The 11700-nt window shown below is 71.1% G+C and carries 10 protein-coding genes; 7 read left to right on the top strand and 3 right to left on the bottom strand.

Annotation, left to right across the window (positions count from 1 at the left end):
• The first annotated feature begins 32 nt into the window (after positions 1 to 32).
• Entirely contained in the window at positions 33 to 899 is an 867-nt protein-coding gene (locus OG985_RS18400; protein ID WP_371669436.1) for a serine protease, read from the top strand.
• A 3-nt stretch (positions 900 to 902) separates the two neighbouring features.
• On the opposite strand, the gene OG985_RS18395 is transcribed toward OG985_RS18400, so the two are convergent.
• Together OG985_RS18395 and OG985_RS18390 are read right to left on the bottom strand one after the other, a co-directional pair.
• Positions 903 to 2525 carry an amidohydrolase family protein gene (locus OG985_RS18395; protein WP_371669435.1) on the bottom strand — a complete coding sequence of 541 codons (1623 nt, stop codon included), beginning with the start codon at positions 2523 to 2525 and terminating at the stop codon, positions 903 to 905.
• Positions 2526 to 2535: 10 nt separating this feature from the next.
• Positions 2536 to 3813, bottom strand: coding sequence for an amino acid deaminase (locus tag OG985_RS18390; protein WP_371669434.1), 1278 nt, complete (start codon positions 3811 to 3813; stop codon positions 2536 to 2538).
• Positions 3814 to 3950: 137 nt separating this feature from the next.
• Between OG985_RS18390 and OG985_RS18385 the strand changes: the two genes are divergently transcribed.
• The 5 genes from OG985_RS18385 (at position 3951) to OG985_RS18365 (ending at position 8481) form a co-directional block, all read left to right on the top strand.
• Positions 3951 to 4994 (top strand): sugar kinase, encoded by a 1044-nt coding sequence (locus tag OG985_RS18385; RefSeq protein WP_371669433.1) that lies wholly within the window; start codon positions 3951 to 3953, stop codon positions 4992 to 4994.
• On the top strand, positions 4991 to 5794 hold the full coding sequence (locus OG985_RS18380; protein ID WP_371669432.1) for an IclR family transcriptional regulator: 804 nt from the start codon (positions 4991 to 4993) through the stop codon (positions 5792 to 5794). The genes OG985_RS18385 and OG985_RS18380 overlap by 4 nt, the downstream gene beginning before the upstream one ends.
• Complete coding sequence (locus OG985_RS18375; RefSeq protein WP_371669431.1) at positions 5791 to 6201, top strand: RidA family protein; 411 nt, start codon at positions 5791 to 5793, stop codon at positions 6199 to 6201. The genes OG985_RS18380 and OG985_RS18375 overlap by 4 nt, the downstream gene beginning before the upstream one ends.
• 169 nt (positions 6202 to 6370) lie before the next feature.
• The gene (locus OG985_RS18370; RefSeq protein WP_371669430.1) at positions 6371 to 7849 is read left to right on the top strand and encodes a GntP family permease; all 1479 of its coding nucleotides are present in this window, start codon (positions 6371 to 6373) and stop codon (positions 7847 to 7849) included.
• A gap of 65 nt (positions 7850 to 7914) precedes the next feature.
• Positions 7915 to 8481: a hypothetical protein gene (locus OG985_RS18365; protein WP_371669429.1), complete on the top strand. Its 567-nt coding sequence runs from the start codon at positions 7915 to 7917 to the stop codon at positions 8479 to 8481.
• 181 nt (positions 8482 to 8662) lie between these two features.
• On the opposite strand, the gene OG985_RS18360 is transcribed toward OG985_RS18365, so the two are convergent.
• Positions 8663 to 10021, bottom strand: a complete 1359-nt coding sequence (locus OG985_RS18360) for a M14 family metallopeptidase (RefSeq protein ID WP_371669428.1) — start codon at positions 10019 to 10021, stop codon at positions 8663 to 8665.
• A 303-nt stretch (positions 10022 to 10324) separates the two neighbouring features.
• On the opposite strand from OG985_RS18360, the gene OG985_RS18355 reads away from it, so the two are divergent.
• Entirely contained in the window at positions 10325 to 11656 is a 1332-nt protein-coding gene (locus tag OG985_RS18355; RefSeq protein ID WP_371669427.1) for an Nramp family divalent metal transporter, read from the top strand.
• The last annotated feature ends 44 nt before the right edge of the window (positions 11657 to 11700 follow it).

The raw sequence follows: 11700 nt of genomic DNA, 5'->3' as shown, positions 1-11700 counted from the left end.
GGTCACCCTCGTCATGCAGAGGGGACCCCCACATGAGAAAGCCTCTCGTCGCCGCACTCTTCGCCCTGGTGATCGCCGGGGCGGGCGCGGCACCCGCGGTCGCGGCACCCGCGCCCACCGCGCCCGCGGCCCAGGCGGACACCAAGGCCGCGTCGCCGACGCTCCAGGCCGTCAACTTCGCCGGCACCGTCTCGCTCAGCAACTGCTCGGGCTCCGTCATCCGCTTCCCCAACTCCGCGGACACCGCCCCGGCGCTCGTCCTCAGCAACGGCCACTGCCTGGAGACGGGCTTCCCCGAGCCCGGCGAGGTGATCGTCGGCCAGTCCTCCACCCGTACCTTCGGCCTGCTGAACTCCGCGGCCACCCGGGTCGGCACGCTGCGCGCCAACAAGGTCGTCTACTCGACGATGACCGACACGGACGTGACGATCTACCAGCTCAACACCACCTACGCGGCGATCAGAAGCACGTACGGCATCAGCGCGCTCACCGTGCAGGACACGCACCCGACCGCCGGCACCGCCATCACCGTCGCCTCCGGCTACTGGAAGCGGCTCTACAGCTGCAACGTCGACGGGTTCGCGTACCGCCTCAAGGAGGGCGACTGGACCTGGAAGGACTCCCTCCGCTACACCTCCGCCTGCCAGACCATCGGCGGCACCTCCGGCTCGCCGGTCATCGACAACGCCACCGGCAAGGTCGTCGCCGTCAACAACACGGGCAACGAGGACGGCGAGACCTGCACCGAGAACAACCCCTGCGAGGTCGACGCCGGCGGCAACGTGACCGTCCGCGAGGGCATCAACTACGCCCAGGAGACCTACCAGATCCCGGCCTGCTTCACGACCGCCAACGTCCTCAACCTGAACGCGGCCGGCTGCGTCCTGCCCAAGCCGTGAGGGTCACGGAGTCCTCCGCACCGCGCGTCCCGCCAGTACGTCCGTCCGACGGCCGTCCTCGATGACGAAACGGCCGTCGACCAGGACGTGCGGGATGCCCGTGGGCGGCACCCGTGGGTTCTCGAAGGTCGAGCCCGCCGCCACCGTGGCCGGGTCGAACAGCACGAGGTCCGCCTTGTAGCCCTCGCGGACCAGCCCGCGGTCCGGCAGTCGCAGCCGGGCCGCGGGGCGCGAGGTGAGGTGGGCGACGCACTCCTCCAGGGAGAGCAGGCCCAACTCCCGCACGTAGTGGCCGAGGTAGCGCGGGAAGGTCCCGTACGCGCGCGGGTGCGGCTTGGCGCCCTGGAGGATGCCGTCGGAGCCGCCGGTGTGGACGGGGTGCCGCATGATCGCCCGCACGTTCTCCTCGTGGCCCACGTGCTGGAGGATCGTCGGACCGAGCCGGTCCTCGACCAGCAGGTGACGGGCGGTCTGCCAGGGGGCCTCGCCGCGCAGCCGGGCCGACTCCAGGACCGTACGGCCGACGAACTCCCCGAGGGCGGGGTCCGTCACACCCGAGATCTCGATCGTGTCCCACTCGACGGGCACACCGTGACAGCCGTCGGCGCCGACGACCTCCAGGTCGTGCCGGACGCGCTCGGCGCTCTCCTCGTCGGCGAGCCGGCGCAGGATCTCCGCGGGGCCGCCCTCGCTCGCCCAGCTCGGCAGCAGGGCCACCAGCGTGGTGCAGCCGGGGGTGTAGGGGTAGGTGTCGAGGCTGATGTCGGCCCCGGCCGCCAGTGCCCGGTCCAGCAGCGACAGCAGCTCGGGTGCCCGGCCCTTGTTCACGCCGAAGTTCATGGTGGCGTGGGCGAGGTGCAGCGGGCAGCCGGCCGCCCGGGCCAGGTCCACCATCTCCTCGTACGCCTCCAGCGCCCCGGCACCGTAGGAGCGGTGGTGGGGGCAGTAGTAGCCGCCGTACCGCGCGACAACCCGGCACAGCTCGGTGAGTTCGGCGTCCTCGGCGTACATGCCGGGTGTGTAGGTCAGCCCCGAGGACAGGCCCACCGCGCCCTGCTCCAGCCCCTCGGCGACCAGCTGCCGCATCCGGTCCAGTTCCCGGGGCGTGGCCGGGCGGTCCTCCCAGCCGAGGGCGAGCGCGCGGACCGTGCCCTGGGGGACGAGGTAGGCGGCGTTCACCGCGATGCCCCGGCCCTCGAAACCGGAGTCCAGCCGGTCCAGGTACTCGCCCACCGAACGCCAGTCGAAGTCGATGTCGTCGCCGTACCCGTTCCAGCCGGTGATCGCCCGGCGCACCTCGGCGAGCGTACGGTCGTCGACCGGGGCGTACGACAGCCCGTCCTGGCCGAGCACCTCGAGCGTGACGCCCTGTGCCGCCTTCGCGCTGTGGTCCGGGTCGCGCAGCAGGGCCAGGTCGCTGTGGGCGTGCATGTCGACGAAGCCGGGGGCCAGGACGAGGCCCTCCGCGTCCAGCTCCCGGCGCGCTGTGGGGCGCTGGCAGCCGGCCGCCGCGGCCTCCTGGACGATGCCGACGATCCGGCCGCCGTCGACGACCACGTCGGCGCGGTAGGACGGGGCTCCGGAGCCGTCCACGACGTCCGCGTCCCGGATGACGAGCTCTTCCACGTCGGGCCTCCTAGAAGAACGTGCGGACGTAGTCGACGACCGTGCCGTCCGCCTCGGCCACCGGGATCAGCTGCCACTTGTCGAAGGACGTGCAGGGATGGGACAGGCCCATGCCGAGCCAGTCGCCGACCTCGAGGTCTGCCTCGGGGCCCGTTCGCAGCCAGGCGTGCTGGTCGGACAGACCGGTCACCGAGATGCCGGTGGCCGGGCGCTCGGTGCCGTCCCGGCGGACCGCCTGGGCGAAGGGCAGGTCCAGGTCGTGGGCCGCGTCCCGCTTGCCCGCGTTCACGAAGGCCTGGTCGGCGGACGGCCGGGACACCACCTGCGCCCAGAGCCGGAAGGCCGGCTCCAGGGCGCCCTCCTCGGGGACGCGGGTGAAGGGGGTGAGCCTGCGGTAGTGGCCGTCGTCGTGCGAGACGTAGGCGCCCGAACGCAGCAACTTCAGTACGGGCACGGAGAGTTCGGGAATCTCGGCGAACACGTCGGCCACCGCGTCGAACCAGGCGCTGCCGCCCGCGCTCACCACGATCTCCTCCAGGCCCGTGAAGCGCCCCGCCTTGTCGAACTCGGCGGCCAGCGCGACGAGCCGCCGCAGCCAGGTGTGCACGCGCTCCGGGTCCGCCTGCGGGACCTCGCCCTCGTAGCCCGCCACGCCGACCAGGCGCAGGGTGCCGGTGGCGGCGACCGCGTCCGCGACCGCCGCGCACTCCGCCTCGCTGCGGACCCCGGTGCGGGCGCCCTCCCCGGCGGCGAGCTCGACCACCACGTCCAGCGGGCGCGTGGCGCCGCGCAGGACCGCGTCCATCAGCTCCACCCCGCGCGCCGAGTCGACGTAGCAGACGAACCGGAAGCCGGGGTCGGCGTCGAGCTCGGCGGAGATCCAGCGCAGGGCCGCCGGGTCCACGAGTTCGTTGGCCAGGAACACGCGCCGGACGCCGAACGCCCGTGCCACCCGGACCTGGTGCGGCACCGCGAGCGTGATGCCCCAGGCGCCCCGCTCGATCTGGCGCCGGAACAGCTGCGGGGCCATGGAGGTTTTGCCGTGCGGCGCGAAGGCGAGGCCGTGCCGGGCCGCGTACGTCTCCATCAGCGCCAGGTTGTGCTCCAGGCGCTCGGCGGACAACGCGAGGACGGGGGTCGTGAAACCGCCGGTGAACAGGTTGCGCCGCTGGGCGGCCAGCTCGCCGACGGTCAGGCCGTCGGCGTCCGGCGGGAGACCCTTGAAACGGTGGTCGACGCGTTCATCGGCGAGACGCGCGAGGGCTTCGGTGCCGGTGTCGCGGGCCATGGAGCCTCCCTGATCTGGCGCGTTGCGTTCCCTGCAACGTCCATTGCGTATATCGCTTACAGCTGTCTAACATCTCGGCCAGCACGGGGTCAACGAAGCCGCCGCGACCCGTACCGAGCCGAGGAGACCCGACAAGCGTGACCGCCGACGGACCCCGCAACGCCCCCGACGTCGTGGACGTCGTCGCGCTCGGCGAGTCCATGGTCACCTTCCTGCCCTCCCGCCCGGGCCGCCTCGCCGACGTCCCCTCCTTCGAGCGTGCCATCGGCGGCGCCGAGTCCAACGTGGCCTGCGTACTGGCCGCGGCGGGACACTCGGCGCGCTGGGTGAGCCGGGTGGGCGCCGACGGGTTCGGCGACCACCTGGTCGAGACGATCGGGGCGTACGGCGTCGACGTCGCCTCCGTGCCGCGCGACGCGTCGCGCCCGACCGGCGTCTACTTCCGTACCGCGGGGGACCGGGCCACCGACGCCCACGAGGTGGCCTACTACCGGGCCGGGTCGGCGGCCTCCGCGATGACGGTCGGGAACGTCGACATGGCGGCGGCGCGGGCCGGACGGGTGCTGCACCTGTCGGGCATCACGGCGGCGCTCTCCGCGGACTGCGCCGACCTCATGCGCGAACTGACCGCACCCCGCCCCGGCCGCCCGCTCGTCTCCTTCGACGTCAACCACCGGCCCGGACTGTGGCAGGACGGGAGCGGGCCGCAGCTGCTGCTGGACCTGGCGCGCGGCGCCGACCTGGTGTTCGTGGGGGAGGACGAGGCACGGGACGTGTGGGCGCTGGAGGGCGCCGACGCCGTCCGGGCCGCGTTCCCCGACCCCGAGGTGCTCGTTGTCAAGCAGGGCGGACGCGGCGCGACCGTCTTCGACCGGGGCGACGTCATCCACGTTCCCGCTCCGCACGTCGACGTCGTCGCCGCCGTCGGCGCCGGTGACGCCTTCGCGGCCGGTTTCCTCTCCGCCACCCTGCGCGGACTGCCCGCCCGCGACCGCCTCCGGCACGGCCACCTCACGGCCGCGGCCGCCCTCACCGTCCCCGGTGACCTCGCCGCACCCCCCGCCCGCGACCACGCCGACCGCCTGGTCGCCCTGGACGACACCGCGTGGGGGAGACTTCGACTCGGTCCCGGCTGGACACAGGCACCGGGCCGGGCCGATCAGGAGGTACGCACGCCATGAGTCAGACCGTCGACCGCGCGCTCAGCATCCTGCCGCTGCTCGCCGAGGGTCCCGCCGATCTCGGGCAGGTCGCCGACCGCCTCGGCGTCCACAAGTCCACGGCCCTGCGCCTGCTGCGCACGCTCCACGAGCACGGCCTCGTCTACCGCCAGTCCGACCAGCGCTACCGCCTCGGCGCCCGCCTCATCGCGCTCGCCCAGGAGGCGATGGAGAACCTCGACATCCGCGAGATCGCCCACCCGCACCTCGTCCGCGTCAACGAGCAGTGCGGCCACACCGTGCACCTCGCCGTCCTGGAGGAGAACGAGGTCCTCTACATCGACAAGGTCGAGAGCCGCTATCCCGTGCGCATGTACTCGCGGATCGGGAAGCCGGTGGCGATCACCGTCGCGGCCGTCGCGAAGCTGCTCCTCGCGGACCTGCCCGAAGCCGAGCGCCGCCTCCGCACGGAGAAGCTCGAATACCCGCTGTACACGGCCCGTTCGACACCCAACGCCCCCGCTTTTCTGCGGGAGTTGGAGAAGGTGCGCGAACAGGGCTGGGCCACCGACCTCGGCGGCCACGAGGAGTCCATCAACTGTGTCGCGGCGCCGATCCGCGGCGCCGACGGCCGGGTCACCGCCGCGATGTCGGTCTCGGCGCCCAACGTCGTCGTCACCGCCGACGAACTCCTCACCCTGCTCCCGCTGGTGCGCCGGACCGCCGACGCCATCAGCGGCGAGTACTCCGGCAGGACCCCCGTATCAGCCCCGGACCGCGACACCCCCGACAGAAACCCCCCAGACAGGGACACCGTATGACCGAGAAGACCGCCCTCACCCCCAGCACCCACACCACCCCGCCCGCGAAGTTCTCGCACGGCGTGAGGAAGGGCAACATCCTCCAGGTCGCCGGTCAGGTCGGCTTCCTCCCCGCCGAGGCGGGCAGGCCGCCGACGCCCGCAGGCCCGGCCCTGCGCGAGCAGACCCTCCAGACCCTCGCCAACGTCAAGGCGATCCTCGAAGAGGGCGGCGCGAGCTGGGACGACGTGATGATGATCCGCGTCTACCTGACCGACGTGGACCACTTCGCCGAGATGAACGACCTCTACAACACGTACTTCGAGGAGCAGGGCCTCACCCAGCCGCCCGCCGCGCGCACGACGGTCTACGTCGGCCTGCCCGCGGGGCTCCTCATCGAGATCGACGCGCTCGCCGTCCTCGGCTGACCGCCCGCCCGTGAGCCGACGCCCGTGAGCTGACGCCCCGGCGACTCCCGCCCCGCGACTCCCCAACTCCCGCACACCGTACGGCCCGGCGCGCCCTCTTCTCCCCGGCGCGCCGGGCCGCGATCCGCCCTGCCCGAAAGCTCGATGCACCCCAGCAGAGGACCCCCGCATGTCCCTTCCACTCGCCGCGGCCGCCCCCGCGCAAACGCCACCCCACACCGGAGGACTGCTCCTCCTGCTCGACGGTACGGCCGGACTGCTGACCGTCGCCGCGATAGGCATAGCGCTCCTCCTCTTCCTGATCATCAAGGTGAGACTCCAGCCGTTCGTCGCGCTGCTCGCGGTCTCCATAGCCGTCGGCCTGATGGCCGGACTGTCCGTCACCGAACTCTTCGGCACGGTCCAGCGCTCGGACGCCGTCTCCACCATCGAGACCGGCATGGGCGGCATCCTCGGCCATGTCGCGATCATCATCGGCCTGGGCACCATGCTCGGCGCGATCCTCGAAGTCAGCGGCGGCGCCGAGGTGTTGGCGTCCCGGCTGCTCAACCTCTTCGGCGAGAAGCGCGCCCCGCTCGCCATGGGCCTCACCGGCCTCATCTTCGGCATCCCGGTCTTCTTCGACGTCGGCATCTTCGTCCTCGCGCCGATCGTGTACGCGGCCGCCAAGCGCTCCGGCAAGTCGATCCTGCTGTACTGCCTGCCGCTGCTCGCCGGCCTGTCGATGACCCACGCCTTCCTGCCGCCGCACCCCGGCCCGGTGGCAGCCGCCGGACTCCTGCACGTCGAACTCGGCTGGGTCATCCTCATGGGCGTCGTCTGCGGCATCCCAGCGGTGCTGGCCGCCTGGGTGTACGCGGCCTGGATCGGCCGGCGCCTCTTCGTCGCCGTACCGCAGGACATGGTCGAGGCGGCCGCCGAGGCCAAGCAGGCCGTCATCGACGAGCAGCGCGCCTCGGGCGTCGAGCCCCGGGAGAAGCCGGTACCGCTCGGCATGGTGCTCGGCATCATCGGTACGCCGCTGGTCCTGATCCTCGCGGCCACCTTCTCCTCGATCGCCCTCGACCCCTCCACCGGCCGCTCGGTGATCGAGTTCTTCGGCCACCCGTTCGTGGCCCTGACCATCGCCCTGGTGCTCGCCTACTACCTGCTGGGCATCCGCCGCGGCTGGTCGCGCAGGTCGCTGGAGACCGTCTCGACCGCCTCCCTCAAGCCGGTCGGCAACATCCTGCTGGTGGTCGGCGCGGGCGGGATCTTCGGCGCCGTCCTCAAGGCGAGCGGGGTCGCCCAGGCACTGTCCGACACCTTCAACGACGTCGGTCTGCCGGTGATCGTCCTGTCCTACCTGATCTCCCTGGTGCTGCGGGTCGCCCAGGGCTCGGCGACCGTCGCGATCGTCACGACGGCCGGCATCGTGGCGCCCCTGCTCGCCGAGGGAGACCACTCCCAGGCCTTCGTGGCCCTCGTCATCATGGCCATCTCGGCCGGCTCGATCTTCGCCTCGCACGTCAACGACGGCGGCTTCTGGATGGTCGCCAAGTACTTCGGCATCAGCGAGCGGGACACCCTCAAGACGTGGACCGTGCTGGAGAGCGTGCTGTCGGTCGGGGGGTTCGTGATGGCGGCCGTGTTGAGCCTGTTCGTGTAGGCGTCTGATAACGAAGTTGGGGGCTGGCTGTGCCCGGCACAGGATCGTCGACCATACTGCCCGCTGTGGAGCAGCGCATAGGTTCGAGCAGCCAGCCCCTGGAGGGCGCCGGATTCGACCCGGCATTCATCCCCGGGCTCACCTCCCCCGCGTCCGCCCAGCCGGACAAGGCCGAGCCGGAGGACGCCGAGGACGAGGACTCCGGGAAGACGTCCTTGTCGAAGGAGGCGGCCGAAAAGCCCGACGGGACCGGGGAGTCCGAGGAGCCGGAGGACTCCGGGGCCGAGGAGGGCACCGAGGGCCCCGTCTTCGAGGCCTCCGACCGCCGGGCGAAGATCGTCGCCGACGCCAGAGGCGTCCGCCTCAGCCTGGACGAGGAGCGGTGCGAGTTCCGCTGGGACGAGATCGGCGCCGTCGAGACGGAGTCCCCCCGCTTCGGCAAGCGGTTCACCATCACGGTCCACACCCCCGACCGCCGCTGGTACCCGATCGAGATCGAGGCGACGGCCAGAAGCCGCTTCGGCGAGTGGGAAGCCCAGTTGGACGAGGTATTGGACACCTACTTCGAGGACGACGCCGAGGAAACCCGGGCGGACGACGCCGAGGAAACCCCGGCGGAGGACGCCGACTAGGGACACGAGGAACGGCGCGCCCAGCGACAGCGAACCCGCACTCGAAGAGGCGCGGGGAACTGCGCGACCAGCCACGACGGTGTCGCGGTTGCCTGGCAACCTGTCGCCCCGCGGTTTGAGGGGCGCGGGGAACTGCGCGACCAGCCACCACCGGCCCGCAGCTCCCCACACGCCGCCACGCCTACGCGCAGTACTGGGCGGCCTTCCCGATGGACCGGTACATGCAGTCCGCGTTCTCCAGCAACTGCAGCACCGCATCCCGGTTCCGGGAGGTCTCCCGCTCGATGACCTCGTCGGGCGGGTAGAACCCACCCCCCGAACTGGACGACGGATACATCTCGAAGGTGTAGTCGAAGATCTTCTGCGTGCCCCACAGATAGTCGTCGATCGACCCGTCGGTGATGTACAGGTCGCTCGACTGCTCGGCCGTGTACCCGTTGCTCGCGGCCATCTTCTGCCCGACGGTCTTGAAGGCGTTGTAGTCGTCCGCCGTCATCCCCGTGGCCGTGTCGGAGTAGGTGTACCCGAACGGCCACAACACCAGTTCGCTGTAGGTGTGGAAGTCGATGCCCGCGGTGATCTGCTGCTTCCCGCCGACGACCCGGCCGCGCACGAAGTCGGAGACCACCTTCACCTCGGGCGCGGACTCGGCGGAGGTGCCCCGGTAGGTCTCGGAGGACGTCGAGCCCGAGGACCCGCCGCAGCAGCCCCACTTGTAGTTCCAGTTCCGGTTGAGGTCCGTACCGACGTACGAGGAACCGGAGTTGGGCTGGCGGTTCTTGCGCCACGAGCGGTACGAGCCGCTCGCGATGTCGTACTCGCCGCCGTCCGGGTTGAGGTCGGGGACGATCCAGATCTCGCGGCTGTTGACCATGCTGGTGACGCGTGAGTCGCTGCCGTAGCCCGCGCCCAGCTCCCGCAGCAGGTACAGGGCCATCTCCACCGTCATGTGCTCGCGCGCGTGCTGGTGGAAGGTGAGGAGGACCTCCGGCTCGCTCTCGTCGGTGGCGACGTTGTCGCTGACCTTGATGGCGACGATGTCCCGGCCCTGGTACGACGTGCCGATCACCCGCCGGCTCATGATGTTCGGGTAGGCCGCGAGCCGCGTGCTGATCTCGGAGGTCATCTCCGCGTAGTTGTGGTACTTGGAGTCGGCCGACGGGAAGTCGAAGAGACGCAGGTCGTCCGCCGCCGTGGAGCGGTCCGGGGCGGCGCCGAGCGGCGCGACCTCGTAGCCCTGTCGGCGGAGTTCGTCGATCTGCGCCGCGCGGCCGGAGACGACCACCGTCTCCTCGTCGGCCTCGTCCACGCTCACGCCGGTCCGCGCGATGGCGGTGCGGGTGGCCCGGGAGTTGTGGTCGACGTGGATCTCGTACTGGTGGATGCCGTCGGAGCCCGGGGCCGTGGCGCGGGCGCTGTCGGCGGTGGCGCTGGTGGCCGTGGCCGAGACGGGGGCGGCGAGGGCGAGGGCCATCAGGGCGGCGAAGGCGGCGGTGCGTCTGCCGCCGCGGACGCCTGATCCTCGTATCCGAAGTCGCATGCGAACTCCTTGTTTCTCCAGGGATTCCGGGGTCTCCGGAAGTGGGGAGTGGAGCGGGGGGTGGTTCGGCGACGTGCTGGTGCGGGTGTGCCGCACATGGTCTGCTTATGGCATGAGCAGGTCAAGGTATGGCGATGCGCCACTGGCGTGTTTCGGCCTCTCGGGCACACACCGGCCTCTCGGGCACACGCCGGCCTCTCGGGTGCGTCGGCCTCCGGGGTGCGTCGGCCGCTTGGGCACATCGGGTGGAGATCGCCGCAGGCCCTCTTGTGCGTCCGGCCCCTTTGCGCTTTCTTGACCTGCATGGCGGACACCACGGGAAACACCGGACCCAGCACGGAGACCGAGGCGACGCACGACCCGAACCCCACACACCGCAAGTCCAGTTGGCGGCACATCGGCCCCGGGATCGTCGTGGCCGCGACCGGCGTCGGGGCGGGCGACCTGGTCGCCACCCTCATCGCGGGCAGCAACTTCGGCTACACCCTCCTGTGGGCGGCCGTCCTCGGCTGCCTGGTCAAGATCTCCCTCGCCGAGGCGGCCGGCCGCTGGCACCTCTCCACCGGCCGGACCCTCTTCGACGGCTGGGCGAGCCTGGGCCGCTGGACGACGTGGTTCTTCGTCGTCTACGTCGTGATCTGGGGCTTCGTCTACGGCGCCGCCGCGATGTCGTCGAGCGCCCTGCCCCTCCAGGCGCTGTTCCCGGACGTGATGGACCTCAAGGCGTGGGCCGTCGCCTGCGGTCTGGTCGGCCTGGTCTTCGTCTGGTTCAACAAGTACGCGGTCTTCGAGAAGGTCATGACGGTCCTGGTGGGCGTCATGTTCGTGGTGACGGTGTACCTCGCGATCAGGGTCACCCCGAACCTGGGCGACGCCTTCGCGGGCCTCCTGCCGGTCCTGCCCGACGAGAAGGACTCCGTCCTCAACACCCTCGGCCTGATCGGCGGCGTCGGCGGCACCATCACGCTCGCCGCGTACGGCTACTGGGTCAACGCGAAGGGCTGGACGGACACGGGCTGGATGAAGGTCATGCGCCTCGACAACCGCGTCGCCTACGCCACCACCGGCATCTTCGTGGTGGCGATGCTCTTCGTCGGCGCGGAACTCCTGCACTCCGCGAACGTGGCCATCGCGAGCGGCGACAAGGGCCTGATCCAGCTCGGCGACATCCTGGCCGACAAGTACGGCACGGCGACGGCCAAGTTCTTCCTGATCGGCTTCTTCGCCACCTCCTTCACCTCCCTGATCGGCGTCTGGCACGGCGTGAGCCTGATGTTCGCCGACTTCGTGTCCCGCTACCGCGACCGCGAGCAGGCGAGCGGCGAGGCGGTCGCGTCGGGCGAGCGCGAACGGAGCTGGCCCTTCCGGGCGTATCTCCTCTGGCTGACCTTCCCGCCCATCGTCCTGCTCTTCCAGGGCCAGCCCTTCCGACTGATCATCCTGTACGGCGTGCTGGGCGCGGCCTTCCTGCCCTTCCTGGCCGGCACCCTGATGTGGCTCCTCAACTCCTCCCGCACGCCCAGGGAATGGCGCAACGGAGCGCTGAGCAACGCGATGCTGGTACTCGCCGGGCTGCTGTTCCTGGTCCTGTGCGTGAAGCAGATCTGGGACCAGCCCTGGTCGGAGTTCTTCTGAGCCGTCGGCCTCTCCGCGCCTTCCCAGGCTCCCTGCGCCTTCTC

This window comes from Streptomyces sp. NBC_00289 (assembly GCF_041435115.1).
In the GTDB taxonomy this organism is placed as follows: domain Bacteria; phylum Actinomycetota; class Actinomycetes; order Streptomycetales; family Streptomycetaceae; genus Streptomyces.
Note: the sequence above shows the minus strand (reverse complement) of the source record. Positions and strands in the feature narration are given on the sequence as shown.

Coding starts and splice junctions, on each gene's coding strand:
- OG985_RS18380 (WP_371669432.1), top strand. CDS start 4,991: ATGAGTCAGACCGTCGACCGCGCGCTCAGCATCCTGCCGCTGCTCGCC.
- OG985_RS18400 (WP_371669436.1), top strand. CDS start 33: ATGAGAAAGCCTCTCGTCGCCGCACTCTTCGCCCTGGTGATCGCCGGG.
- OG985_RS18375 (WP_371669431.1), top strand. CDS start 5,791: ATGACCGAGAAGACCGCCCTCACCCCCAGCACCCACACCACCCCGCCC.
- OG985_RS18355 (WP_371669427.1), top strand. CDS start 10,325: ATGGCGGACACCACGGGAAACACCGGACCCAGCACGGAGACCGAGGCG.
- OG985_RS18370 (WP_371669430.1), top strand. CDS start 6,371: ATGTCCCTTCCACTCGCCGCGGCCGCCCCCGCGCAAACGCCACCCCAC.
- OG985_RS18360 (WP_371669428.1), bottom strand. CDS start 10,021: ATGCGACTTCGGATACGAGGATCAGGCGTCCGCGGCGGCAGACGCACC.
- OG985_RS18390 (WP_371669434.1), bottom strand. CDS start 3,813: ATGGCCCGCGACACCGGCACCGAAGCCCTCGCGCGTCTCGCCGATGAA.